Origin of the sequence: Agarivorans sp. Alg241-V36, from assembly GCF_900537085.1 — a bacterium.
In the GTDB taxonomy this organism is placed as follows: domain Bacteria; phylum Pseudomonadota; class Gammaproteobacteria; order Enterobacterales; family Celerinatantimonadaceae; genus Agarivorans.
Genome location: NZ_UNRE01000004.1, coordinates 391,827 through 415,661, shown reverse-complemented (window position 1 = coordinate 415,661; position 23,835 = coordinate 391,827). Strand labels below are relative to the sequence as shown.

At 45.0% G+C, this 23,835-nt stretch carries 26 protein-coding genes; 9 read left to right on the top strand and 17 right to left on the bottom strand.

What is annotated here, in order from left to right; all coding sequences use genetic code 11:
- Window positions 1-43: 43 nt before the first annotated feature.
- The 4 genes from G6R11_RS11770 to G6R11_RS11755 form a co-directional block, all read right to left on the bottom strand.
- A complete protein-coding gene (locus tag G6R11_RS11770) occupies window positions 44-865 on the bottom strand; it encodes a TIGR03899 family protein (RefSeq protein ID WP_163133260.1) in 822 nt (273 codons plus the stop codon).
- Window positions 866-1,122: 257 nt separating this feature from the next.
- Window positions 1,123-1,665 (bottom strand): YtfJ family protein, encoded by a 543-nt coding sequence (locus tag G6R11_RS11765; RefSeq protein ID WP_163133259.1) that lies wholly within the window; start codon window positions 1,663-1,665, stop codon window positions 1,123-1,125.
- 77 nt (window positions 1,666-1,742) lie between these two features.
- Window positions 1,743-2,663, bottom strand: coding sequence for a hypothetical protein (locus G6R11_RS11760; RefSeq protein ID WP_163133258.1), 921 nt, complete (start codon window positions 2,661-2,663; stop codon window positions 1,743-1,745).
- 81 nt (window positions 2,664-2,744) lie between these two features.
- Window positions 2,745-2,984, bottom strand: coding sequence for a hypothetical protein (locus G6R11_RS11755; RefSeq protein ID WP_163133257.1), 240 nt, complete (start codon window positions 2,982-2,984; stop codon window positions 2,745-2,747).
- Between the two features lie 49 nt (window positions 2,985-3,033).
- Between G6R11_RS11755 and G6R11_RS11750 the strand changes: the two genes are divergently transcribed.
- Together G6R11_RS11750 and mpl are read left to right on the top strand one after the other, a co-directional pair.
- Window positions 3,034-3,366, top strand: coding sequence for a hypothetical protein (locus tag G6R11_RS11750; RefSeq protein ID WP_163133256.1), 333 nt, complete (start codon window positions 3,034-3,036; stop codon window positions 3,364-3,366).
- Window positions 3,367-3,432: 66 nt separating this feature from the next.
- Window positions 3,433-4,782 carry a UDP-N-acetylmuramate:L-alanyl-gamma-D-glutamyl-meso-diaminopimelate ligase gene (gene mpl, locus G6R11_RS11745; RefSeq protein ID WP_163133255.1) on the top strand — a complete coding sequence of 450 codons (1,350 nt, stop codon included), beginning with the start codon at window positions 3,433-3,435 and terminating at the stop codon, window positions 4,780-4,782.
- A 26-nt stretch (window positions 4,783-4,808) separates the two neighbouring features.
- Here mpl and G6R11_RS11740 read toward each other — a convergent pair whose 3' ends face one another.
- Entirely contained in the window at window positions 4,809-5,426 is a 618-nt protein-coding gene (locus G6R11_RS11740) for a TetR/AcrR family transcriptional regulator (protein ID WP_163133254.1), read from the bottom strand.
- 292 nt (window positions 5,427-5,718) lie between these two features.
- Between G6R11_RS11740 and hpt the strand changes: the two genes are divergently transcribed.
- The 4 genes from hpt to G6R11_RS11720 are packed head-to-tail and all read left to right on the top strand — an operon-like array spanning window position 5,719 to window position 8,656.
- Entirely contained in the window at window positions 5,719-6,249 is a 531-nt protein-coding gene (gene hpt / locus G6R11_RS11735; RefSeq protein ID WP_163133253.1) for a hypoxanthine phosphoribosyltransferase, read from the top strand.
- A 57-nt stretch (window positions 6,250-6,306) separates the two neighbouring features.
- Window positions 6,307-7,224 (top strand): ABC transporter ATP-binding protein, encoded by a 918-nt coding sequence (locus tag G6R11_RS11730; RefSeq protein WP_205472772.1) that lies wholly within the window; start codon window positions 6,307-6,309, stop codon window positions 7,222-7,224.
- Window positions 7,221-7,994, top strand: coding sequence for an ABC transporter permease (locus G6R11_RS11725; protein WP_163133252.1), 774 nt, complete (start codon window positions 7,221-7,223; stop codon window positions 7,992-7,994). Before G6R11_RS11730 ends, G6R11_RS11725 begins: the two co-directional genes overlap by 4 nt.
- Window positions 7,994-8,656 (top strand): tRNA (guanosine(46)-N(7))-methyltransferase TrmB, encoded by a 663-nt coding sequence (locus tag G6R11_RS11720; RefSeq protein ID WP_163133251.1) that lies wholly within the window; start codon window positions 7,994-7,996, stop codon window positions 8,654-8,656. The genes G6R11_RS11725 and G6R11_RS11720 overlap by 1 nt, the downstream gene beginning before the upstream one ends.
- Here G6R11_RS11720 and G6R11_RS11715 read toward each other — a convergent pair whose 3' ends face one another.
- From G6R11_RS11715 to G6R11_RS11660, 12 genes are all read right to left on the bottom strand, one after another.
- Window positions 8,657-9,493: a nitrate- and nitrite sensing domain-containing protein gene (locus G6R11_RS11715; RefSeq protein WP_163133250.1), complete on the bottom strand. Its 837-nt coding sequence runs from the start codon at window positions 9,491-9,493 to the stop codon at window positions 8,657-8,659. It lies immediately after the preceding gene.
- Window position 9,494: 1 nt separating this feature from the next.
- Complete coding sequence (locus G6R11_RS11710) at window positions 9,495-10,586, bottom strand: methyl-accepting chemotaxis protein (protein WP_163133249.1); 1,092 nt, start codon at window positions 10,584-10,586, stop codon at window positions 9,495-9,497.
- A gap of 28 nt (window positions 10,587-10,614) precedes the next feature.
- A complete protein-coding gene (locus tag G6R11_RS11705; RefSeq protein ID WP_163133248.1) occupies window positions 10,615-11,064 on the bottom strand; it encodes a hypothetical protein in 450 nt (149 codons plus the stop codon).
- 240 nt (window positions 11,065-11,304) lie between these two features.
- Window positions 11,305-11,685: an aspartate 1-decarboxylase gene (gene panD, locus G6R11_RS11700; protein ID WP_016403581.1), complete on the bottom strand. Its 381-nt coding sequence runs from the start codon at window positions 11,683-11,685 to the stop codon at window positions 11,305-11,307.
- A 27-nt stretch (window positions 11,686-11,712) separates the two neighbouring features.
- Window positions 11,713-12,558, bottom strand: a complete 846-nt coding sequence (gene panC / locus G6R11_RS11695) for a pantoate--beta-alanine ligase (RefSeq protein WP_240352459.1) — start codon at window positions 12,556-12,558, stop codon at window positions 11,713-11,715.
- Window positions 12,559-12,560: 2 nt separating this feature from the next.
- Window positions 12,561-13,355, bottom strand: a complete 795-nt coding sequence (gene panB, locus G6R11_RS11690; RefSeq protein WP_163133246.1) for a 3-methyl-2-oxobutanoate hydroxymethyltransferase — start codon at window positions 13,353-13,355, stop codon at window positions 12,561-12,563.
- A gap of 55 nt (window positions 13,356-13,410) precedes the next feature.
- Window positions 13,411-13,911: a 2-amino-4-hydroxy-6-hydroxymethyldihydropteridine diphosphokinase gene (folK, locus tag G6R11_RS11685; protein WP_163133245.1), complete on the bottom strand. Its 501-nt coding sequence runs from the start codon at window positions 13,909-13,911 to the stop codon at window positions 13,411-13,413.
- Window positions 13,912-13,913: 2 nt separating this feature from the next.
- Entirely contained in the window at window positions 13,914-15,209 is a 1,296-nt protein-coding gene (pcnB, locus tag G6R11_RS11680) for a polynucleotide adenylyltransferase PcnB (protein WP_240352458.1), read from the bottom strand.
- Window positions 15,210-15,372: 163 nt separating this feature from the next.
- Window positions 15,373-16,248 (bottom strand): tRNA glutamyl-Q(34) synthetase GluQRS, encoded by an 876-nt coding sequence (gene gluQRS, locus G6R11_RS11675; RefSeq protein ID WP_163133243.1) that lies wholly within the window; start codon window positions 16,246-16,248, stop codon window positions 15,373-15,375.
- 69 nt (window positions 16,249-16,317) lie between these two features.
- Window positions 16,318-16,761, bottom strand: a complete 444-nt coding sequence (gene dksA / locus G6R11_RS11670) for an RNA polymerase-binding protein DksA (RefSeq protein ID WP_016403587.1) — start codon at window positions 16,759-16,761, stop codon at window positions 16,318-16,320.
- Window positions 16,762-17,090: 329 nt separating this feature from the next.
- Window positions 17,091-17,792 carry a DNA/RNA nuclease SfsA gene (gene sfsA / locus G6R11_RS11665; RefSeq protein ID WP_163133242.1) on the bottom strand — a complete coding sequence of 234 codons (702 nt, stop codon included), beginning with the start codon at window positions 17,790-17,792 and terminating at the stop codon, window positions 17,091-17,093.
- Between the two features lie 140 nt (window positions 17,793-17,932).
- Window positions 17,933-18,709 carry an ABC transporter substrate-binding protein gene (locus G6R11_RS11660; protein ID WP_163133241.1) on the bottom strand — a complete coding sequence of 259 codons (777 nt, stop codon included), beginning with the start codon at window positions 18,707-18,709 and terminating at the stop codon, window positions 17,933-17,935.
- A gap of 450 nt (window positions 18,710-19,159) precedes the next feature.
- Here G6R11_RS11660 and hrpB point away from each other — a divergent pair, with 450 nt between their 5' ends.
- The 3 genes from hrpB to G6R11_RS11645 all read left to right on the top strand — a co-directional run bounded on the left by hrpB (window position 19,160) and on the right by G6R11_RS11645 (window position 23,669).
- Complete coding sequence (hrpB, locus tag G6R11_RS11655) at window positions 19,160-21,643, top strand: ATP-dependent helicase HrpB (protein ID WP_163133240.1); 2,484 nt, start codon at window positions 19,160-19,162, stop codon at window positions 21,641-21,643.
- Window positions 21,644-21,869: 226 nt separating this feature from the next.
- Window positions 21,870-22,376 (top strand): porin family protein, encoded by a 507-nt coding sequence (locus tag G6R11_RS11650; protein ID WP_163133239.1) that lies wholly within the window; start codon window positions 21,870-21,872, stop codon window positions 22,374-22,376.
- Between the two features lie 15 nt (window positions 22,377-22,391).
- Window positions 22,392-23,669, top strand: coding sequence for a patatin-like phospholipase family protein (locus tag G6R11_RS11645; RefSeq protein WP_240352452.1), 1,278 nt, complete (start codon window positions 22,392-22,394; stop codon window positions 23,667-23,669).
- The last annotated feature ends 166 nt before the right edge of the window (window positions 23,670-23,835 follow it).

The following is a 23,835-nucleotide window of genomic DNA, read 5'->3' as shown; positions in this document are numbered from 1 at the left end:
TTAAACAAAAACGCGGCCTTGGCCGCGTTTTTTTGATCTTGGCTTAATGCAGCTCAAAGTAGTTATGTAATAGCTGCTCTAAATGCTCTTGATAAGACACAAGAGGCTGAGTTGTTATAAGTTTAGCTAGCTCATCGCCAATGGGCGTGAAACGGTGGTAAAGCAGCCGTGAGCCCTTGTAGCGAGGTTTTAAGGCATAATGGGCTTGCCCATGGCTTAGTGATGTTTCATGAAGTGCTGAGGGGCGAATTTCAAGCTCTCTATCAAACAGTAAACCTAAATCCGTGAGTTGCAGAATGTGATGGTAAGGCATACGGTGCTGGCCAAGTGCAATTTTGTCGATCTTCGCTCTAACTAGGCCTAAATTACTGGCTGGTCTTGCCACACCGGTGAGTATTTTGTTGTTGCTTTCACCACCAAGCACAGAGCTTAACTCGCAAGCCGTTTGAAACCATAATGCTTCGCGCTGAGTCATCAGTTTAAGAGTGCGTAAGGCTTTCACTGAAAAGCTGCCTGGAGTCGCAAGCTCTTGGCTAAGAATGTCTGCCCACAACATTTGCATTGATTTAACTTGGGTGTTGCTCGCTAACTGCAAAAATTCCGTCATCCAATCGGCGTCGGGTTCACTGCCTACATCTTGTTCGCTAGTTTTTTGTGCTGCAAAGTAAAAGATACTTTCTAGATTTTTTTGCTGAGTAGCTAGCTCAACAGTCACTCTAGCTTGGCCCCGCTGCGACCACGTAGAGGCTGCTTTCTCTTTATGTAACAAAGCATCTAAACCACGCTGCTTGGCTATTTTGGCCAGCTGCAGCTTGCTGTTCTCAACGTGGCTGTTTTTGTTTTCGGTGATTGACTTGTCAGACATGAAATACTCCTCGCTGCCTCATTTTTACTGAGGATTCATTGATAAAGCAAGTTTGCATTCATTGTTAAAAGTGTTAAATTTAGGTTAACTAGCGAAAAGGGAGGTAGTTGTGTTAAAAAACCTTACCGTATGGACTAAACGACATAAAGTACTAACGGTGTTAATGAGCGCTTATGTGCTTAGCTTGTTGGTGCTAATGAGCATGTTTGAATAGGCGTAAATAGCTTTACGCCTATTCTACTTTATCGCTAACTTAATTAGATGTTTGCCTTGATTAAGCCAATTACCTGCTCAATTTCTTGTTGATTCAACTCTCCGTCCTTAGCGAATAAAACAGTTCCACCAGCATCTAGCAAAATGATTGCTGAAGACTTGGCTTTTATTTTCCAAAGTTCAAATAGCTCACCTTCTTTATCCAAAACAAAGCTGGCTTGTGGAAAAGTTTTTTTGTTCTTCTTGAGTTTATTTTTAACAAAGCCTGAGGTACCAAAAACAGCGTCATCTAAGTTTACGATAGTCACTGTTTGATATACGTCGTCACTAATCTTGGCTTGTTTTACCGCTTCGATCATTGGCGCGTTAAGCTCTTTGGCGCTGGTTCGGCCAGCCATTGCTTGAATCAGCCTTACTTTGCCATCTAATTGCTGAGTGCTCCAAGCGCTGTAACTAATGTCATCACCAGCGAGCTGCAATTCGCCAGCGTTGTTAATGTCGATGCTTGGTAGATTACCGCCAGTGTTTATGTTTAGCGCCATAGCCCATGCTGGTAGCAGGCTTAAAAGTAGTAATAGATGTTTCACGTGGTGATCCCTTATATTTGACTAAGTTTGTCAGGTCAGACCTGTGTAAAACATTTATAACAAAAAACTAACAATCTTTAATAGAGAGCATCGCTGATCAATTGTACTTCTGCGAGCAGCATCTCTTTTATTAGTTCTGAAGAACCAGAAACAAGGGTGTGTGCACTGTCGCCAATAATTACGGTTGGCCCTTCAATGCCACTGCTGGCGTCTATAGTTAACCAAGCGGGCGAGGCGCTTCCAACGCTGTCGGCGGGATACACCATGTACAGTGGATAGTTAGGAGCCAGTTCACTTAATACTAGCGCGAGTAACAAAGCACGTTCATCGCTATCGGCTCGATTGTCTTTTAATACATCCACCGGAGAAGTAAAGCTGTAATTATTCTCCTGCTTGCTGGGGATGGTAAGTAACCAGGCTTGAGCCTCGGCGAGTGATCTATTCAAATCTCCCTGCCGGGTGAAGTGGTCGATTATTGGGCTCACACGGTCACGGTTTTGATAGAACAATTGTGAATAGTTAGGCCGAACGCAGGGGTATTGAGCGCCTTGTGGATGCAAGCAAGGCAGTAGGCCTAGGTGGCGAAAAGCATCGTGAGTGTACTGCTCATAGGCATCCCACAGCATTTTAGAAGAAGGACTGTCGCTGTCACTGCGCAGTGCTTGCAGAATGTCATCTAAGCGGGTTTCTGGGTCGTCTACATACTGATTAATCATTGCCACAGCATGCTCCAAGCGCGGGCTTAAATAGGCACTAATGGCTTGAGAGGGGTAGGTTAGGCTATAGCTTAGTCGAAAAGTTTCCACTTCAGACTGCTCAACTAAATCTTCAGAAAATTGCAGTTTAAGCTGCTGATACTGGCCTTGGGTGTCAGACCACTGCCATTCGCCATAAAACGAATTGTCATTGATCTGCTGATTGGCCGTAATGCTAAGAGACTGATTACTATAAAGTAAGGTGCTTAATAAAAGCATGCCTAGTGCAACAGTTCGACTCATAATCGCCTCTCAGTGCTAATTAGCTATACCTTAAGTAAATAGCACTGATTGGCGAGTTTGCTAAATTTTGTTAACAGTTTGTTACTCTGGACAGGCGCCTTTTTGGTAAGTGCTTAACTCAGGATCACCACAGGCCGAGCAAGCATTGCCATATTCTTTCAATTCACCGTTTACTTCACCACATACTGGGTCGTACTCCATGGTACAGATTTGCGGGCGCGGTTCTTCACAGCTTCCATCTACTTTGAGTACAGACTCTGGGGCTTGGCTACAGGCCATTAAAATTAATGAAAAAAATGCGATAACAACGTGCTTAATCATGAGCAATCACCTAAACTTTTAAAGGCTTTAGATTGTAGATGATCAACTTATGAAACGTCGACTAAATTACGCTTTTATTGCTATGTTTCTACTGGCTTTTTCGGCAGTTGGTGGGCCGATTATTGTTCAAAAAAGCTCAGACCCAAATAAAGTTGATGCCTTTGAGCTCAAAAAAGAGCTACTGGAGCAGCATTTGTGGCAAGAACAAATGCGAAGTGAAGCTCAGCTTCAATGGTTAAGAGAGTTGCCTGTAGGCTGTGTGTTTACCGCGGTAGGCGACTATCAATGCGGTTTAAACTGGTATCGACCGTATCGTTATCAACAACAACAGCTGTATATTCAAATTCCAGACCCTGAAACCTCCCGTAGAAATTCACATTAGCTTCAATAATTTGTGGCGTTAAGTGCTATTCTAAACGCTGGTTTTTGCTTTCAAACTGTTTTATTTATGCATATTCATATTTTAGGTATTTGTGGCACCTTTATGGGTGGATTGGCAATGCTCGCGCGTGAGTCGGGCATGCGTGTAACGGGTAGCGATTTAAATGTATACCCACCAATGAGCACCCAGTTAGAGTCTTTAGGGATTGAGCTGATTAAAGGCTATGACCCATCACAATTAGAGCCCGCGCCTGACTTAGTGGTGATAGGCAATGCCATGAGTCGAGGCAACCCCTGCGTAGAATATGTACTCGATAAAGGCCTTAAATACTGCTCTGGACCTGAGTGGCTTAAACACTATATTTTGCCCGAGAAATGGGTATTGGCAGTGGCGGGCACGCACGGAAAAACCACTACAGCAAGCATGCTTGCCTGGATCTTGGAAGACAACGACATGTCTCCTGGCTATCTTATTGGCGGTGTTCCACGTAACTTTTCCGGCTCAGCTCGTTTAGGTGATACGCCGTTTTTTGTGGTTGAAGCTGACGAGTATGACAGTGCCTTTTTCGATAAACGTTCTAAGTTTGTTCACTACCAACCACGAACTTTAGTCCTGAACAATTTAGAGTTTGATCATGCAGACATTTTTGATGATTTAGCAGCGATTCAAAAACAGTTTCACCATCTAATGCGTATTGTACCCAGCTCTGGAAGAGTGATTGCGCCTAAAAATAACACGCCTATTCAGCAGGTTATTGAGCAAGGCTGTTGGTCTGAGTTAGAGCAAACTGGAGAGGGCGAAGCGTGGCAATGGCAAGCAAATAAAGCGGATTGTAGTGAATTAAGCATAAAGCTAAATGGTGAACTGCAAGGCGTTCTAAGCTGGGATTTAATTGGCCAGCATAATGCGGAAAACGCATTAATGGCCATTGCCGCCGCAAGGCATGTAGGGGTATTACCTAGTCTTGCCATTGACAGTTTACAGAAATTCCTACCGCCAAAACGAAGGCTAGAGCTACTCGCCGAGAAAAATGGTACGCGTCTATTTGACGACTTTGCCCACCACCCCAGTGCGATTAGTAGTACCCTCGATGGCTTACGCGCTCAAGTTGGTGAGCAGCGGATTATTGCGATTCTAGAGGCGCGTTCTAACACCATGAAAATGGGCGTACATCAAGAGCGTTTGGCTGAAAGCTTACAAGTGGCTGATATGGTCTTTTTGTATCAGCCGGACGCAAGCAACCAATATATTGCCAATACCGCTGCACAGCTTAAGCATGCGCGAGTAGCAACGAGTGTTAATGAGATTGTTGAGCAGGTGGCTGAAGAATTAACTAAAGGCGATCAAGTGCTGGTAATGAGTAACGGTGGTTTTGAAGGGATACACGCTAAGCTTAGCGAGTTAATCAAGCATTAAAAAAGGGCCCTTAGGGCCCTTGTTATCTACTTACCCGGTGGGCGTAGTAGTGACAATACAAAGTCATTCAAGAAATCTACAACTTCTTGGCGCTCTGGGCTGTCAGGTCGATTAATCATTTGTACAGCTAGGTACAATCCTGCGTTAATCGCTTGAGCAGCTTGTAAGGCATTTAGCGCGCTACTGATTTCTTTGCTATCGAAGCCAGATTGAATGCTTTCACCAATTTGTTGGTTGATCTTAGCCATTACAGCGCTAAAACGTGGCCATACCTCTTCACGTACTGAAGAGCTCCACTCTAGCCAAATGTGAGTAACATCTGAGTTGCTGTAAGCCAGTTCTACCAATGCTGACAAGTGATGCTGAATCGCAGCGATCGCATTTTCGTCAGTAGGGTAGGTTTGCTCAACTAAACCTAACATGGTTTGTTCTACTTCTGATAGAACAGCATCAACTAGGTCTTCGCGGGTATTAAAGTAGTTAAATACAGTTGCTACTGATACGTTTGCTAGTTCAGCGATTTCGGCGTGACCCGCACGACCAATACCGCGACGGGCAAAAATTTCAACAGCGCATTGCATGAGTTGCTTACGGCGTACTTCCGGCGACAGCCGGGTACGGCGTCTTAAGGTGCTAGTTTGCATAGTTTGTTCTCGCGTTTGTTATTTAAATTATTATTTTTTATGAGGCATTTCTTGTTTACCATTTCGGATAAAAATCATCTAAAATGTGTCGTTCAGTTAAGAAGAACTGACGACATGCGAATGCCTTTCAATTAAATCATAGTGTATTTACAAGCTAATTAATAGTTATTGATATAAACAACTAATAATTTCTTTGTTAATTTATTGATAATTCGTATATTTGTTTTTCTTTTCTCAACTCATGCTAAATAAGTTTTTGCTGATATATTCAGCCAATTGATAGGTCGACATTATGAAACATCGCGTAGAAGAAATGATCAGCGAGCAGGAAATTGCTCAACGAGTAGCAGAAATAGGTAAAGAGATTGAACAAAAGTTCTCATCTGACCGTAAATTGGTACTGGTTGGCTTGTTGCGCGGCTCGTGCATTTTTCTGTCTGATTTGGCGCGTAAAATTGATCGTAGCTTAACGCTCGATTTCATGACGGTATCCAGCTACGGCAGCAGCATGGTAAGTACGCGAGATGTTCGGGTACTAAAAGATTTAGATGATGATATTAAAGACTGTGACGTGATCATTGTTGAAGACATCATCGATACTGGTAATACCCTGAGCAAAGTAAGAGAAATGCTATCGCTGCGCGAACCGCATAGCGTATCTATTTGTACTTTGTTGGATAAGCCTTCACGTCGAGAAGTTGAAGTGCCGGTTGATTGGGCGGGATTTAGTATTCCTGACGAATTTGTAATTGGTTATGGCCTTGATTTTGACCAGTACTACCGCAATCTACCCTATGTAGGCAAAGTGATACCGCTAGACTAAGCGGTTAATCATTGGGCCCTAAGGGCCCATTTTTTTACATTAATTTAAGTTGTGATTATGCAGGCGTTAGCGATTCAAGGTTTGAAGAAAACCTACCCCGGTGGGGTGCAAGCGGTTAAAGGCTTCGATTTGGTGGTTGAGCAAGGTGATTTCTTCGCATTGTTAGGCCCAAATGGAGCAGGTAAGTCCACATCCATTGGGGTGATTACTTCATTGGTGAATAAGTCTGCCGGTTCAGTAAAGATCTTTGGTCATGATATTGATACTGATTTAGAAGCGGCTAAGTCTTATGTTGGCCTAGTGCCGCAAGAGTTTAACTTCAACCAATTTGAAACTGTGTTGCAAATTGTGGTGAACCAAGCCGGTTACTATGGCGTGCCGCGCCCTTTGGCCATGCAGCGAGCTGAAAAGTATTTGGCGCAATTAGATTTATGGGAAAAGCGTAATGCGCGAGCTCGTGAGTTATCGGGTGGCATGAAGCGCCGATTAATGATTGCACGTGCCTTGATGCATGAACCTAAATTGCTAATTTTAGACGAGCCTACTGCGGGTGTAGACATTGAGCTGCGCCGCTCTATGTGGGACTTCTTAAAGCAGCTTAATAGCGAAGGTATTACTATTATTTTAACCACTCACTATTTAGAAGAAGCCGAGATGCTGTGCCGCAACATTGGCATCATTGATAAAGGTGAATTGGTGGAAAATACTTCAATGAAGCAGCTTCTTTCAAAGTTAAACTTAGAAACCTTTATTTTTGATATTGAAAGCCGCCAGCAAGCGGTGGAGTTAGCGGGTTTTGAGTCACGCTTAGTGGATGACCATACTTTGGAAGTAGATGTTGAAAAAAGCCAAGGGCTAAATGCAGTGTTTCGCTTACTTGATGAAACGGGGGTGGTGGTACATAGCATGCGCAATAAAGCCAACCGTTTAGAGGAATTGTTTGTGACCTTAGTAGCTCAAGGGAGACAAGCATGAAGCTAGCATTGTACGGCACCGCTTTAAAAAGCATTTTAAGCAAAGAGATCATTCGTTTTGGGCGCATTTGGGTGCAAACCTTAGTGCCACCGGCCATTACCATGAGCTTGTATTTTGTTATTTTTGGTAACTTGATTGGTTCGCGAATTGGCCAAATGGGTGGCTACAGCTACATGGAATTTATTGTTCCTGGCTTGATTATGATGTCAGTGATTACCAATTCATATTCTAATGTTGCGTCCTCGTTTTTTAGCTGTAAATTTCAGCGAAATATTGAAGAGTTGCTGGTGGCTCCGGTGCCAAACTACATTATCATCTTCGGCTTTGTAGGCGGCGGCGTAGCTCGTGGTTTGTGTGTTGGTTTCATCGTTACCATGGTGTCGCTGTTCTTTGTACCACTGCAGTTGCACAGTGTTGCAGCAATTATGCTAACGGTGTTGTTAACCTCAATACTGTTTGCTTTGGGTGGGCTTATTAATGCGATCTATGCCAATACTTTTGATGACATTAGCATTATCCCTACCTTTATCTTAACTCCGCTTACTTACTTGGGGGGCGTTTTCTACTCGATTAGTTTGCTGCCTGAGTTTTGGCAAGGGGTGTCGCAAATCAACCCGATTGTTTACATGGTGAACGCCTTCCGTTTCGGCTTTTTAGGCATAACTGATGTATCCCTGTATTTATCATTTAGCATGATTTTAGGTTTTATCGCTATTTTGTATTCTTGGGCGTATATCTTAATCAAACGTGGTTACGGGTTGAGAGCGTAATGGAAGGTAATTCACGCAGTGTTAGCTCTAATCAACAGGGCATTCACGAAAACTTAAACAAGGTGGTACAACGCCACCTTGAGGAAGAATTCCAAAAGCCTTATCGCCAGCATACTCTAGAAGCATTTATGCAGTTAGAGAAGCAGGTAGAAGCCGCCGCAAGACCTTTGGTGTTTGATTCTTGCTGTGGTACTGGTGTTAGCACGGCTGCTTTGGCTGAGTTACACCCAGAGGCGCTAGTCATTGGGATGGACAAGTCAGCCCATCGATTAACTAAGCATCAAGCGCACTTTGACCAAGCTGGGCAGAACTACTTGTTACTACAAGTTGATTTGAACGACCTTTGGCGCTTGGCTTTTGAAGCGGGCTGGCAACTTAGCCACCACTATATTCTTTATCCCAACCCTTGGCCTAAATCGCGCCATTTACAGCGTCGTTGGCACGGTAGTGCGGTGTTCCCTTATTTGCTAAAGCTAGGTGGGCAACTTGAACTACGCAGTAACTGGCAAACCTACTTGGAAGAGTTTCAAGTGGCGTTAAAATTAGCTGGCCATACTAGCCAGCTAAACAGTTTTAAAACTGATTCGCCAATTACTGCCTTTGAGCGTAAATATCAAAATAGTGGCCAGCAACTTTGGCAGCTGCGTAGCCACTTAGTCTAGCTAATGCTTAGCGTGCTGCTGGTCTTCTAAATGGGCTATTCCAGCATCAAATAGTTGGTATAGCCCTTCCAGCACTTTACTCGCCTGTTGAAAGTACTCATTAACCGAAATCGTCGGCTGAGGCTTGTTGATCAACTCTACCTCTATGGTATCTAAGAGTTGCTCTAACAAAGGCTGGTAAGCCGGATCGTTTGGAATAAAGCTGTGAGCAAAGTGGTTAAGTGATTGCGAATCAATTTGCGCAATTTTATTGTGTAAAAAAGCCAAACGGATCCGCTCAACGCTGCTACTTTGCTTAGCGGCTGCTAAACCACTGCCTAGCGCTCTCACTTGGCCAATTGATTCTGCCGTTTCCAGCAACTCAAACCACAAAAAGTCGATGTTTTTATGTTGTTTGCTCAAGCTGGATAAACAGTAGAAACCGGCTAGATCTTGCGACAAAAACAGCAGGTTTTTAATCATTAAACTGTGTTGAGCAATATTGTTCTCTAGATTATTGCTCTGCCAGTTTTGTTGTAATCTTGGCCAATGCTGGTTAAAACTATCCCAACGAGCTTGGCCTGATACAAAGCTATCTTCACTTAAGCTTAAGTGGGCACTAACAATTTGTTTTTGTTGAGCTAGCAGTGCTGCATTTTGCTGTTGGTCGCCATTGAGAATGGCACAGCTTAAACCGCGATGTTTTTGCAACGATACGACTAAGTTTTTTAGTAGCTTTAAGGCTGCTAGGCCAGCGTATTGCTGCTGGGTGCGACGCTTAGCCAATAACCAAGAAATGCTGATTGATATTAGCAATAGGCTAATAATGCTAGTGGCAATAATAACGCTAGTATTCATATTAAGCTCCCTGCTGGCTTAACACGCTAAGGTGTTTGGCTATGTCTGCACTTTGCTCGGCGCTGGAGGTATTCTCTCGGGCGGAGTCAGCCACTTGGTTGATGTGGGCAGAAAGTTCGATAGTGGCTGCGTGTTGCTGTTCGCTATTGCTGGCTATCATTTCTGTTTGTGCCTGAAGCTCTTGGTTTTTGGTGTAAATAAGCTTAAGTTGCTGGCGTGAGTTATCCACGGTGTCTTGAATCTCTTGAGCTTGGCTGGTTAGCTGAGTGATGTGCTCGAGCACCTCATTAATATTGCCTTGCACTTCTCGCATACTGTCGCTGATTTCGTTGGCTGATTGATGGCTGCGATTGGCAAGGTTTCTTACCTCGTTGGCGACAATGGCAAAGCCGCGACCATGCTCACCTGCGCGAGCAGCTTCGATGGAGGCGTTCAGTGCTAATAGGTTAGTTTGCTCAGCTATCTCTTCAATGGTTTTTGAGATGCTGCTTACGGTATTCGATTTTTGGTGTAGCTGGGTCACTTTCTCTAGGCTAACTTCACCTTTAGCTACCATTTTCTCGGTACCTTGCTGAGCGATTAAGGCCGCCTCTTGGCCTAATTCAGAGAAACGTTTGGCTTCAAAGCTGGCTTCTGCCACTCGCTTTACTTGCTCGGCAACATCTTTAATGCTTTCACTCATTTCTACCACTGCGCTGGCAGAGGCTTGGCTAGCATCCGCTTGTTGCACAGCGCCAGACGCTACCGATTGAGCCTGCAAAGACAATTCTTTTGAGCAGTGGCTTATTTCGTCTAAGGCATCTTGTTGCTCTAGCACTCGGCGCTGTTGTTCTCTTAGTAGCTCTAATTGCTGGTGGCGGGTGTCTTGAAACAAGTAACTGGCTAGGCCTTTGCTGTGTACTTTGTCGGGCTGCTCTATTTGTTGCATTAATAGTTTAAGCACACTTAAGGTAAGCCCACTCAAACACAGGCTTAAACACACCAAGGCGAGGTTAGCGATGCTTTGCTGCTGTTGTAGGTCAATAATACTCAATCCTATAAGCACTAAAAAACCTAACAGAAAGCTATAAAAAATAGTGGCTGCACTACGCATTTAAACTCCTTTATACGTATCCGCATATTTACTTATAAGGAGTCAAAGCAAAGACTGTTCCCTTTTGAGTGTTTTGTTTAAAAGAGTCGCAAGTGGCCTGCTGAATGAGTTGCAGTATTTGCTGATGATGGTGACGAAGTTGGCTTAGATTTTGGCAGTGAGCGAGCGCTTGCCAATGCAAGATGATTTGTTCAACCTTGGCGCAGTAGCGGTAGTTGTTTTGGGCTTGTAGCAACACCATGATTTCTTCAATCTGTTCTTTAGTGCTATCTAGCTCAGCAGGTGAAAACAGTGGGTCAGAGAGCTTTTGAGCCTGCATTCGCCAATGTCTTCTTGTCATATGATTGAGCGATTGTAGCAATTGGGTATGTTCAAGCTGTTGCTGGTTATCAGTGCGACGATGGCTTGAGACTATTGATGGAATTGGTATTAATGCTAAGGAAAATAACACCAGCAATACCAGATAAATACTTAGCACGACCGCTCCCTATGCTACAAACTTTAATGCTTGGCTTTTTACAGCAAAAACCAAACCAAAGCTTTCGTAAGTCCTTAATAAGGCGAACTTATCGCTAGTTTTGATTTTATTGTTGGAGAGATATTTTGATGATGTTACAGCAGGGTTAAATGTAAGGGTTTATTTGCTGTTTTATGACAAAAGGTACAAAAATGGCGCACGTAGATGGTGCGCCATTTTTAAGCCTGCACAACTTTGGTGCTAGGCCAGTTGAACCGGAATATCTTTACTGGTTCTAACTATATCGTTGTTCTCGTTTAGGTAAACCAAAGAAGGCTTGTGTGACTTGGCTTCTTCGTTGCTCATACCCACGTAAGCGCAAATAATAACTCGGTCGCCCACTGCTGCGCGACGTGCCGCAGCTCCATTCACCGAGATGATTTTTGAGCCGCGCTCACCAGAGATTGCATAGGTAGAAAAACGCTCACCATTTTCAATGTTATAGATGTCGATTTTCTCGTACTCAAGAATACCGGCTTGGTCTAGAACATCTTGGTCGATAGCACAAGAGCCTTCATAGTTGAGCTCTGCATGGGTTACGCGTGCTTGGTGAAGTTTGCCTTTTAGCATAGTGGTTTGCATTGACGTTCTCTCTTTTAATCGACGAAATTAGTGTAGTTCAATCACGCAGTTATCTATAAGCCTTACTTCTCCGAGGAAGGCGGCCATAAGAATAACAGCAGAGCGAGATTGAGGGGTTAGGGGGCTTAGGTTTTCGGCATCTACGATATCAATACCGTCGCATTTAAAACCCATTTTTTCTAGCGCTTGTTTGGCTGATTGGCTTAATTCAGCCTGATTATTGCGGCTTAACTTTGCCGCTATTTGTCGCATTTCTTTAGCCAATAATGGGGCTGTTTGTAACTGCTCGGCACTTAAGCGATTGTTACGTGAGCTCATGGCTAAGCCGCTGGCTTCTCTTACCGTGGGTAGGCCAATAATTTCAATGGGGAGTAACAGATCGGTGGTCATCTTGCGGATTAAAGCCAGCTGCTGATAGTCCTTTTCGCCAAATACCGCCAAATGTGGCTGCACCAGGTTAAACAGCTTACAAACTACTGTTGAAACGCCATCAAAATGACCGGGGCGTAATTCGCCTTCCAGTATGTCTGAAAGGACAGGCACTGTTACTTTAGTCTCCGTTTCTAAACCATTTGGGTAGAGTGCTTCAGCGCTAGGAGTAAACACAAAATCAGCGCCAGCTTGGTTTAGTGCGGCGACATCTTGTTCTAGAGTGCGCGGGTAATTGGCTAAGTCATCGCTGTTGTTAAACTGCAAGGGGTTAACAAATATTGAAACCACCACAACATCACAGTGACTTTGTGCTTCTTTCACTAGGGCAATATGACCGGCATGCAGATTCCCCATGGTGGGAACAAAACCAATCTTTCGACCTTGTAGACGCACGTCATCTAATGCCGAGCGTAATTCACTCGGCTGCTCAACAAGCTTAATCATTAACTAAAGCTCTGTGCGTCACCAGGAAATTCACCCGAAGACACTTGCTCCAAATAAAGGCTAATGGCACCACGAATATCGCCAGTCTCAGCCAAAAAGTTTTTAGAAAACTTAGGAATATGGCCCTTGCTAATGCCAAAGGCATCATGCATCACGAGGATTTGCCCGTCGGTAACATTGCCTGCGCCAATGCCAATTACTGGAATAGTTAAGGCTTCTGTAATTAGTTTAGCCAGGTCAGTAGGAATGCATTCTAATACCAACAACTGAACGCCGGCTGCTTCTAGCTGTTTAGCGTGCTGCAACATCTCTTGCGCTTGTTGTTCGCTGCGCCCCTGTACTTTATAACCGCCAAACAAATGCACTGATTGAGGCGTTAAACCAAGGTGACCACATACTGGAACGCCGCGTTCAACCAAACCCTTAATGGTAGGGCTCAACCATTCACCGCCTTCAACTTTTACCATTTGTGCGCCGGCTTGCATTAGCTTGGCGGCATTTTGGTAAGTTTGCTCAGGAGTGGCGTAAGACATAAAGGGCATGTCGGCTACGATCATGGTTTTTTCGGTGCCACGAGCAACACAGCGAGTATGGTAGGCAATATCATCAATGCTAACCGCTAAGGTATCTTTGTGGCCTTGCAGTACCATGCCTAAGGAATCACCAATTAGCAGCAGGTGCATGCCTAATTCGTCAAATAACGCAGCAAAGCTGGCGTCATAGGCGGTGATACAGGAGAATTTCTCGTTGTTTTGTTTAAACTTTTGTAAGTGAGAAACTGTAAATCTGCTCATAGTTCGTTACCGTTTGCCTCAAACAGCGAGGCAAATTTGTTAGTGAATATTAGCTTTAAGCCCACTCTAGGGGGCGTTTAAAAACTTGTAAGCCGTTGCTGTCGATAGATTCTGCTAAGTATTGCACCAAACTTCCGTCTGGTAAGCATAAATCATTGGCAATTTCAGCGAGCGGTAATAATACAAACTCTCGCTGTTTCATTCCATAGTGCGGCACGGTTAGTCGTGGGCTATCGATGACTTGTTTGCCATAGAGCAATATATCTAAGTCTATGGTTCTGGGCCCCCAACGTTCATCTTTGCGCTCACGCCCTTGCTCTTGTTCAATTTTCTGACAAAGGTCAAGCAAGGCGAGAGGGCCTAAGTCTGTCTCCAGCTGGATTACCGCATTTAAGTAATCGGGTTGATCCTGCGGCCCCATTGGGCGACTGCGATACAGTGAAGAGTTAGAGATAAGCGTGAGTTCAGTCGAAGCAGCTAGGGCACGCCTAGCTGCAATGGCTTGATGGAGCGGATTGACTAAATTACTGCCTAAGGCCAGGTAGCAAGTGGTCATTATTAACTGTCAGTCTTTTTCGGCTTACGAGTGCGACGACGGCTTTTGCTGCGGCCCGAGTTTTTATTTAACTCGCGCACCATAGTATTGCGGCCTTGCTCGTTGCTACGTTGCCACTGTTGCCACCACTGAGCAAGCTCACCAAGGTGTTTATCTTGGGTGGCTTTAGCACGTAACTCTAAAAAGTCGAAAGCGGCTCTAAAACGTGGGTGACCAAAGGTTTGGAAAGCTCGTTTGCCAAAGCGACGGTCAAGGCGAGACTGAAGCTGCCAAATTTCACGAACGCCGGTAGTGAAACGTTTAGGGATGGCAACGCTTTTACACTGCTGGTCGAGTAACCAGTTCATTGCCATCGCTGATGCGTCATGCTCGCCCAGAGAAAGCTCTATTAGCAATTCGTCTTTCTTTATTTCTAACAGTGGCCACAATAGCGCAGCAAATACAAAAGCAGGCGTTACTTTTTGGTCGCCACGTACCCGTTTGTCTGTGCTAGCCAGTGCCATTAGCATAAAGCGTAGTTCTGGAGAGTCTTCATCCCATTGCTGCAATAAAGGCTTTAACAGCGGAAATAGCGGGTAAAGTAGCTGAGTATCGGCCAGCATCTTAAAAGTAGATTTACCGTCACCGCCCAAGAACAGTTTTAAGCATTCTTCGAATAAGCGCGCGGCAGGAATGTCTTTAAGCAAGTGGCCATAGTGAGCAATAGGATCACGGCTTTCCGGCGCAATGCTAAAGTCCAATTTAACCGCAAAGCGCACAGCGCGAAGCATTCGAACTGGGTCTTCACGATAACGTGTTTCTGGGTCACCAATGAGTTGTAAGCGGCGCTCGGCGATATCGTTAATGCCACCGGCAAAATCAACCACTGAAAAATCAGCAATGTTGTAATAAAGAGCATTTACTGTGAAGTCGCGACGCTCGGCATCTTCATCTATGCTGCCGTAAACATTGTCGCGCAGTAACATGCCTTCTTCACTGCGTTTAGATTCAGTGTTGGCGTTTTCGCTGTCATGATGACCACGGAAGGTGGCAACCTCAATAATCTCGCGGCCAAATAAAATATGGGCTAAGCGAAAACGACGGCCTACTAAACGACAGTTGCGGAATAAACCTTTTATCTGCTCAGGGGTAGCATTGGTTGCAATGTCAAAGTCTTTAGGTTGCTTGCCAAGTAGTAAGTCACGCACACCTCCGCCCACTAAGTAAGCGTTGTAGCCCGACTTATGCAAACGATATAAGACCTTAAGGGCATTTTCGCTAATGTCTTGGCGAGAAATATTGTGCTCAGCACGTGGGATCACCTGTTGCTCCAAGCCTACTGGCTCAGCGCTATTTGGCTTAATGATCCGCTTATATACTTTGGCGAGTTTGCGTAAAATGGGTGCCCCCTTGAGCGCGCATTATCTACATGGTGAAAAATAAGGCGCTAATATAGCTTTTTTACAAAGAAATACAACTAATTCACTGGCTGTCTAGTGAGATTTTTGGTACCGAAGAAAGCCGCCAATTGGCTAGAGCCTTGTTTAGTATTTGCTCACAGCTTAGTTCAAGCCAGTCGGCTTCGCTCGTTTGCCCCAAATATCTTAAGGCTTGCAGCAGCAATTGCTGATTTTGCTTGCCCGAAATCGAAGGTGCATGGTTTTGCTTACTGAGTTTATTGCCACTTTCGTCAAGCACTAAGGGTAGGTGCAAATATTTTGGAGCGGGTTTGGCTAAGAGCTCGAATATCGCCAGTTGCCGGCCAGTGGTTAGAATTAAATCAGCACCTCTCACTACTTCGGTAATACCCTGTTCGGCGTCGTCTAAACTCACCGCTAGATTGTAGGCATATAAGCCATCGCGGCGTTTTATGATGAAGTCTTCTTCGGCTAAAGCGGCTGGAATGTGCACCGTGCCGTAAGCTAGATCTTCAAATTGCTCAATTGCTCTCTTGCTTTGTAATCGCACTGCGTGGTCCAAGCCACTGAGCTGCAGATTGCGACAGGTTGCTAAGTAGTAGCCGCCAGAGGCTTTAACTTGCTTACGGGTGCATTGGCAAAAATAGGCACTGTGTTGCTGTAACCAGCTATCGATTTGTGCTTGGTAAGCCTCAAGGCGTTGGCTTTGATATAAAACCTCACCATCCCAATGCAGGCCAAATTGTTCCAGCTGTTGCAGTATAAGTTTACTCGCACCTGCTTGTTCTCTTGGGGGATCGATGTCTTCAATACGAACTAGCCATTGGCCGTGGTGATGACGAGCTTGCAGGTAGCTGCCTACAGCGGCAACTAACGAGCCTAAGTGCAATGGGCCTGAAGGGGAGGGGGCAAAACGGCCTACGTAGGGCTTAGCGCTCATAGTAAAATTCTTACAATATAAAGCTAGGCAGATAGAGGGTTAGCTCATCTGCCTTGGCTTTAACAAAAACTAGCCGACGAGTTGCTTCTCTTTAATCTCAGCTAAGGTTTTGCAGTCGATACACAGATCCGCTGTTGGTCTGGCTTCTAAGCGGCGAATGCCGATTTCCACACCACAGGCATCGCAAAAACCGAAGTCATCTTCAATTTTAAGCAAGGTCTTCTCGATTTTTTTGATCAGCTTGCGTTCGCGGTCGCGAGTACGAAGTTCAAGGCTGAATTCTTCCTCTTGCGCTGCGCGGTCAACTGGATCAGGGAAGTTAGCCGCTTCGTCTTTCATGTGCGTTACTGTGCGATCAACTTCTTCGCGAAGTTGGTTACGCCACGCTTCAAGAATGGTGCGGAAGTGGTCTAACTGAGCATCGTTCATGTACTCTTCGCCAGGCTGAGCTTGATATGGTTCAACCCCTGCGATAGAGAGCACACCTAGTGTTTTCTTTTTGCCGTCTGGCATACTTCTCTCCCAAATTCCGTACGACTTTTTTCGTTAAACAGTCGAGGATGTAAATTAGGCGGGTATCTATAGCAGAAAGGCTAACGTACCGCAAATGAATTGCCATGAATTTGCCAATTCTGCCTAAGCTCGGTAAAAGAATGTAGACTGTTTGCCGCTTTTTTGACCACCCTCTAAAGTAGTAAATGTTTTACTGATGTTGTCATAAAAATGTCACTGACATCCCTATCATCTAGTTGCCTTTTGCAAAATGTTCCAGTTTACGGTGATTCAAATCTAGCCCGATTTCATGTAAATAAAGCTGTACAAGTAGAGGCAGAGTGGCGCGATTAGTAAACAGGAACGGCGTGATCTAAGCTGCAATGTTCAGGGCTTAGTTTAGCCTTGTACGCAAGCACTTCCACACCCTGTTGTTTGGCTAAGGCGAGTAACTCTGCATAAGCGGGATCAATGTGGGCAGCGGCTTGAACATTGTTGATTCCGCTATGCAACACCGCAAACAACAATACTGCGCGGTGGCCTTGCTGTTTCATCTCGATAAGTTCGCGTAAGTGTTTTTGCCCGCGGGTACTTACGGCATCGGGAAAGTAGCCCTTACCTTCTTGTAGCAAGGTGCAAGATTTTACTTCGATGTAGCACTTTTCACGTTTAGGGTCTTCCAACAAAAAGTCGATACGGCTATTTTCGCTGCCATATTTTACTTCGCGGCGTAGCTGAGCGTAGCCAGATAATTCGCCAATTAGTGATTGCTGAAGGGCCTGCTCAACCCATTGATTGGCCTTAGCAGTATTCACGCAGATGGTATCGCCCTGTTTGGTTTGGCTTAGCTCCCAGCTAAGTGAGTACTTACGTTTAGGGTTGCTTGATTGGCTGTACCATACGGTATTACCTGGTTCAGCACAGCCTGTCATTGCGCCGGTGTTCGCGCAGTAAATGGTGGTTTCGCTGCCATCTTCTAAAATTACATCGGCGAGAAAGCGTTTATAGCGTTTAACCAGTGTGGCGGGTTTTAGCGGTGATTCAAATGACATACAGTTTTTCTGAATGATTACATCGTGCTCTAATGCTATCACTGATTGATTGCTCTTGTTTAGCCACGCAACAAGCGCTTAGTTTGCCTGAGCTAATAGGCTTGCGGTCAATAGGCGGTGAGCGCTCTTTAGATTCGGGTTTATTGTAGGTATCTATTAATGTACTTATTTTGTATTTCTTTTACTGTGCCATCTTCTTGTAAGGAGTCTAAGGCATGTTGCAAGCGTTGGATTGTTTCATCTGAGGTTTGCAAGTTAAAACCTATGTAGCCAGCTTTGGTTTCAATTGGGTTGAAAGATGGCTCTATCTCCTGCATCGAGGCCCCTAGCTCTTTCATTTGCATCGCTAGGGTTAACTCGCTACCGATTAGTAGGTCGATTCTACCAGCCAACAATTTTTTTAGGTTTTGCTGTGGGTTGGTAACTGCTGCAATGTTCTTACCCTCTTCGAAACCTTGCTTAAGTAAAAACTTATGGTTAGCTACGTTTCTAACCACTCCTACGGTGTATTGTTTCGCGTCTTCCAGCGAACTTATGTTTATCTCCGAGCGACTTCTCAGTTTATAGAAATACATAGGTTGCGCAGGGACGATTGGGCCAACCCATTTGAATAAAGACTCTCTGTCTTCTGTCCGGTACAACATATAAATTAGTGTGTCTTTTTGGGTTAAGGTTATCTGATAAGCTCTTGCCCAAGGGTAGGTATCCAATTCAAGCTCTATGTTGGCTTTTTTGAAAGTGGCCTTAACAATATCTGTTGCTATGCCACTTATGCGGCCATCTTCAAGAAACATATAGGGGGGCCATGAATTTATCGTATTGCCATGCATTGGCTCTTGGGCATTACTGGTGAAGGGCGCTAAAAGTCCAATAATGAGAATGTTCCAAAGCACACAAACTTTTGAAAACACAATCATTTTAACTTCCCTTTGCTAGGCTCTGTTGACCATTCGCGGTTAAATTTTGTTCGAGATAAAATCGTTTCAGGCGCGGCAAGGAGTGCGCAGCCTAGTTATTCTAAGCAAATACCCCTTAACAAGGCGTAAAACGCTTTTAGCCGAACCCTTCGTTCAGCGTTTATGGCTCATTGCTACTGCGTTATCGGCTTCTCAAGCAAGCTAGCTACACATCAAAGCCTCTGTCTTGTATCAATAAGCCACAAACAGCTGAAAAAATCAGCTCTAAAGATTAACAGGCTCTAGCTAGAGCAAGTGTTAGTGCACTAGCTTTAGGCTTTGAGTTTAACCCCATTTCTTATATTAGTCTTCAGAGCGGTCGTAAAACAGTTCATCAAACACTTGCTTGGGTAGTCGCAAGTGTTTGGGTAAACTAGGCGGGTTAAATGGCCCTGCGTTTTAGGAACAGCTTTGAGTGAGTTACCAGTAACCCAAATATTCCCAGATTTATTGGTCGGTTTAGCTACGCGGCAGCAGTTTATTGTGTGCGCGCCTCCGGGGGCGGGAAAATCAACCGCTTTGCCTTTAATGTTGCTGCAACAAGCGGGCTTAGACGGCAAGATTATTTTGCTGGAACCAAGGCGTTTGGCGGCGCGAAACATTGCCGAGTTTTTGGCAAGCCAATTAGGCGAAGCGGTGGGAGAGCGGGTTGGTTATCAAATGCGTGGTGATAATCGCCAATCGGCTAAAACTCAACTGCTGGTGGTAACCGAAGGCATACTCACCCGTTTGATTCAAAGCGATCCCGAACTAAGCGGGGTTGCCATGGTGATATTTGATGAATTTCACGAGCGCAGCATTCATGCCGACTTAGGGTTAGCGCTTAGCCTAGAAGTGCAGCAAGCTTTTAATCCAGAATTAAAGCTAATGATTATGTCGGCCACGCTAGAAAGTGATGCTTTAAGCAAGCTATTGCCCGATGCGCAATTACTAGAAAGCCAAGGTCGCAGCTTTCCTATTACCTATAGCTATCATTCTATTAAGCGAGATTGGCAATGGAGTGAACAACTTGCCCAGTTGGTGACAAAGGCCTTGACCGAGCAAACCGGCAGCGTATTGGTATTTTTGCCGGGTAATGCAGAGATTCGTCAAGTAGAACAACAACTAAGGCCAAACTTATCCGCCGAGCAAGAGTTACACAGCTTGTATGGCAAGCTGGGCTTAGCCGAGCAGCAAGCTGCGATTCGCCCGGCTCTGCCTGGCAAGCGTAAAGTGGTACTTGCGACTAATATCGCCGAGACCAGTTTAACCATTGATGGTATTAGCTGCGTGATTGATAGCGGCCTAGAGCGGCAAGCCAGTTACCATGCCAGCAGCGGCACCACACGTTTGCAAACGAAGATGATTTGCAAAGCATCGGCAATACAACGTGCTGGTCGAGCCGGGCGTTTACAGGCTGGTCATTGTTATCGCGCTTACAGCGAAGAGCAGTTAAATCATCGCCCCTTTGCCGCGAGTCCAGAAATTACCCGCAGCGAGTTAAGTCGCTTGGTAATAGAATTAATGCAGTGGGGAGCCGATGCTGGCGAGCTGCAGTGGTTAGACATGCCACCTAAAGCTCATCTTGGCCAAGCCAAGCAGTTGCTCAGCGAACTACAACTGCTTAAAAATGACCGCTTAAGTGAACGTGCAGAACACCTAAGCAATAGTGGGGTTGGCCCACGTATGTTGGCGATGTTAGACCAAGCACAAACTTGGCAACAGCAAACCAATGTAAACGGTTTGTTGTGGCGAGCTTGCCAGTTGGCTGCATTGCTGGATAACAATAGCTCGCACAAAAGCGATCAAATTAGCCAAGCACAAGCAGAGCTAGCGGGCGCTGCTAAACAGCAATATCAGCAACAGCTTAAGCAATTGGCACAGCGCTTTAAGGTTAAACCTGCCAGCGACATTGATGCTAAGTGGGATGGTTTATTGTTAGCGCAAGCCTTCCCCGATCGCATTGCCCTTAAGCGGCAGGGGCGCAGTTATACCTGCAGTGGTGGCTTTGGTTTGGAGTTACATGAACAGCAGCATCACTTAGCTAAACTAGATGCCATGGTGGTTTGCGATTTGTATTGGCCAGAAGGGCGAAACCAAGGCAAGGTTGCCTTAGCCTGTGAGCTAGACTTGAGCGAGCTTAAAACCTTGCAAACGGAGCGTTTTAGCACTCAATTGCATTGCCAGTGGTCTGAAACCGCCAAGCGAATTGTTGCGGAGAAACAACAGCGGCTAGGCGCGTTAGTATTAAGCGCTCAAGCCGCCGAGCAACTAGAGCCCGAATTAGTTGCCAAGGCTTGGCTGGAACAAATTGAACGTAAAGGTTTTAGTTGGTTGCCGCTTAACGATAAAACCCGTGCTTGGTTAGAGCGCACCCGCTGCGCCCAACAGTGGTTTAGTGAATTGGCGATGGCCGATTTTAGCGATGAAGCGCTGTTAGATGATGCTGAGCAGTGGCTAAGCATGCACTTAAGCACTTGCAGAACTTGGCAGCAGCTAAAAAACATTGATTGGCTTGCAGCCTTAAAGTCTCGTTTAGATTGGCAACAACAGCAGCAAATAGAAAGTTTGGTACCTAGTCATTATTTAGCCCCTTCTGGGAATCGTGCCGCCATTCGCTACCAGTTAGGTAACGCTCCGGTGGTGTCGATAAAATTACAGGAAATGTTTGGTCAGCCGCAGTCGCCGCAATTAGGTAACAAAATTGCGATCACCTTAGAGCTGTTGTCGCCGGGTGGTAAACCTTTGCAGCTTACTCAAGACTTAGCCAGCTTTTGGCAGTCAGCCTATGTAGAAGTGAAAAAAGAAATGAAAGGGCGTTACCCCAAACACCCTTGGCCTGACGATCCTGTTAGTGCTCAAGCTACCCATAAAACCAAACGCCAACTCAATTACGCAAAGCCAAATCAAGGCTAAACAGCGACCGCATTAAAAAGGATATTGTCATGTTTTATATGACAGTTTGTGATGCGGCTGCGCGTTTATCTTCCCCTCCAGTGTCGATATTATTCTCGGGCGGTGGCAAATTCATCCTGTGTTAACAGGGTGTTGTTCCGCCAACTTTTGTTAGTTGAATGCTTACTATCTGCCGACTTATAGAGGTATTTAGCAAGTTTTACTCTAAATCTTAAAGGCTATTGTTATGAATAAAAAGACACTGTTGGCTTCACTAATGGTTTGTACTATGTCTACTGGCGCTATGGCTGCTGATGTAGATTGGTTCGCGGGTGCAGGTTTGGGTTACCAAGCCGACAATGTAAAAGGCATGTATAACGGCGAAGATGATGGCGCAACTTACCAGTTACGTGGTGGTGCGATTATCAATGACAATCATCGTGTAATGGGCACTTACGCCTACATGGACGAGCTAAGCCAAAATAGCTTGATTGCTTCTTACGACTATTTGTACCCGCTTAATGACAACTTTAGTTTGTTCATCGGTGCTTCTATGGGCGCATCGGATAGTGAGATTAATAACCAAAGCTCTACCGAGTTTGTTTGGGGCGGACAAACAGGGGTTATTTACAATATTAATGACAACTGGAGTGCTGAGCTAAGCTACCGTTATTTAGAGCAAGATTATGAAGAAGCGAGCTTTAAACTCAACGACACTCAACAAATCATGCTGTCGGTTGATTACCACTTTTAATTGATAGTTTAACTATTGGCTAAGCACGGATGCTTGCCTAGCTACCATTACTCCCCGCTATTAATTCAAGCTCTTCGTTATCAACTCATTTTTGGAGTGTCTCCCTTGCTTAGCAAACATGCTATTGCTCTGTTTAAAGCTATAACGCTTCTAACTACTGTATGTGTGCTGCTGGCCTGCAGCGCCCCGCCAAGAAATGCTTCTTTATATTCAGAAGTGATGTCGCCTTTAGGTGTTTCTGGTATTCGTTATTGGGATGGCGAAAGCAAAGAAATTACTGGCCATGATCTGGAAGCGGAATATCAACAAATTCTGCTTGGTAGAGAGTCGCGAGGAGAGCAACAGCTTAGTGAAATAAATCATCTCGCCCTATCTGGTGGCGGAATAAACGGCGCGTTTTCTGCTGGAGTCCTTAATGCTTGGAGTGATAACGACACTAGACCTGAATTCGACCTTGTTACTGGAGTCTCCACCGGGGCAATCGTCTCAATTTTTGCCTACTTAGGCAGTGACTACGACCCTGTGCTTAAACGGTACTATACCGAAACCAGCATGAACAGCTTGTTTGAAGTGAATGGTATTTGGAGTTTGTTAGGGGGTAAAACGGTACTAAATACTCAAGGCTTTGAGCGACAAGTGCGCAGTTATGTGAACGCAGATATTGTGCAGAAAATTGCTAGTGAGCGCAGCAAAGGTCGCTTATTGGTTATTGGCACGACCAATTTAGACAACGAAAAAATGTCGATGTGGGACATAGGCAAAATTGCCCAACAAAACAATCAACAAGCGGTAAGTTTGATTCAAGATATCATTATCGCCAGTAGCTCTGTGCCAGGCGCATTTCCAGCTAAAAGCTTAGAAATAAGCGATGGCGAGCAAGCTTATGAGGAGCTACATGTTGATGGCGGCGTTTCCCGACAGGTATTTTTAGTGCCGCAGTGGGCTTACCATAGCGCTTATCTAGAAGATTTACCGCAGCAGGTTTATGTTATTCGTAATGGACCGCTTAAACCTCATTATCGGGTAATCGAAAATAGTCTTACGGAAATAAGCTTACGCTCGCTGTCTACAATGATACGCAACCAAGGCATAGGCGACGTAGAGCATATCTACCACTTCTCGCAACGTCATCACTTGGGCTTTCATTTGGCCTACATTGATAGTGATTTCCCTCTAATTAGTGAAGAAGCATTCACTCAGCAATACATGAATAGCTTGTACCAGTACGGGTATCAAAAAACGCGAGATGCGGCTATTTGGGAAGCGGTGCCCCCAAGCCTAAAAGCCATCTAAAGCAACTATAAATACTATCCTAGGTTTCAAGTTGAGCCTTGCTGGAGCAACTGGCTGCCTTCACAAATTATCTTAGCCATATTGACACTAATTTATGCTTAAAAAACACCGTCAGTGGGAGTATCCTTGTTGCACTTTGGCTTTCGCATTTTCTGCGCGTTTTAGT

Bases quoted from the DNA above. Each gene is read 5' to 3' on its own strand.
- folK (WP_163133245.1), bottom strand. From the start codon at position 13,911: ATGACCACTTGCTACCTGGCCTTAGGCAGTAATTTAGTCAATCCGCTC.
- G6R11_RS11660 (WP_163133241.1), bottom strand. From the start codon at position 18,709: ATGATTGTGTTTTCAAAAGTTTGTGTGCTTTGGAACATTCTCATTATT.
- G6R11_RS11730 (WP_205472772.1), top strand. From the start codon at position 6,307: ATGCAGGCGTTAGCGATTCAAGGTTTGAAGAAAACCTACCCCGGTGGG.
- G6R11_RS11755 (WP_163133257.1), bottom strand. From the start codon at position 2,984: ATGATTAAGCACGTTGTTATCGCATTTTTTTCATTAATTTTAATGGCC.
- G6R11_RS11770 (WP_163133260.1), bottom strand. From the start codon at position 865: ATGTCTGACAAGTCAATCACCGAAAACAAAAACAGCCACGTTGAGAAC.
- sfsA (WP_163133242.1), bottom strand. From the start codon at position 17,792: ATGTCATTTGAATCACCGCTAAAACCCGCCACACTGGTTAAACGCTAT.
- G6R11_RS11720 (WP_163133251.1), top strand. From the start codon at position 7,994: ATGGAAGGTAATTCACGCAGTGTTAGCTCTAATCAACAGGGCATTCAC.
- G6R11_RS11740 (WP_163133254.1), bottom strand. From the start codon at position 5,426: ATGCAAACTAGCACCTTAAGACGCCGTACCCGGCTGTCGCCGGAAGTA.
- G6R11_RS11715 (WP_163133250.1), bottom strand. From the start codon at position 9,493: ATGAATACTAGCGTTATTATTGCCACTAGCATTATTAGCCTATTGCTA.
- panB (WP_163133246.1), bottom strand. From the start codon at position 13,355: ATGAGCAGATTTACAGTTTCTCACTTACAAAAGTTTAAACAAAACAAC.
- panD (WP_016403581.1), bottom strand. From the start codon at position 11,685: ATGCAAACCACTATGCTAAAAGGCAAACTTCACCAAGCACGCGTAACC.
- mpl (WP_163133255.1), top strand. From the start codon at position 3,433: ATGCATATTCATATTTTAGGTATTTGTGGCACCTTTATGGGTGGATTG.
- G6R11_RS11750 (WP_163133256.1), top strand. From the start codon at position 3,034: ATGAAACGTCGACTAAATTACGCTTTTATTGCTATGTTTCTACTGGCT.
- gluQRS (WP_163133243.1), bottom strand. From the start codon at position 16,248: ATGAGCGCTAAGCCCTACGTAGGCCGTTTTGCCCCCTCCCCTTCAGGC.
- G6R11_RS11650 (WP_163133239.1), top strand. From the start codon at position 21,870: ATGAATAAAAAGACACTGTTGGCTTCACTAATGGTTTGTACTATGTCT.
- G6R11_RS11725 (WP_163133252.1), top strand. From the start codon at position 7,221: ATGAAGCTAGCATTGTACGGCACCGCTTTAAAAAGCATTTTAAGCAAA.
- G6R11_RS11710 (WP_163133249.1), bottom strand. From the start codon at position 10,586: ATGCGTAGTGCAGCCACTATTTTTTATAGCTTTCTGTTAGGTTTTTTA.
- hpt (WP_163133253.1), top strand. From the start codon at position 5,719: ATGAAACATCGCGTAGAAGAAATGATCAGCGAGCAGGAAATTGCTCAA.
- dksA (WP_016403587.1), bottom strand. From the start codon at position 16,761: ATGCCAGACGGCAAAAAGAAAACACTAGGTGTGCTCTCTATCGCAGGG.
- G6R11_RS11760 (WP_163133258.1), bottom strand. From the start codon at position 2,663: ATGAGTCGAACTGTTGCACTAGGCATGCTTTTATTAAGCACCTTACTT.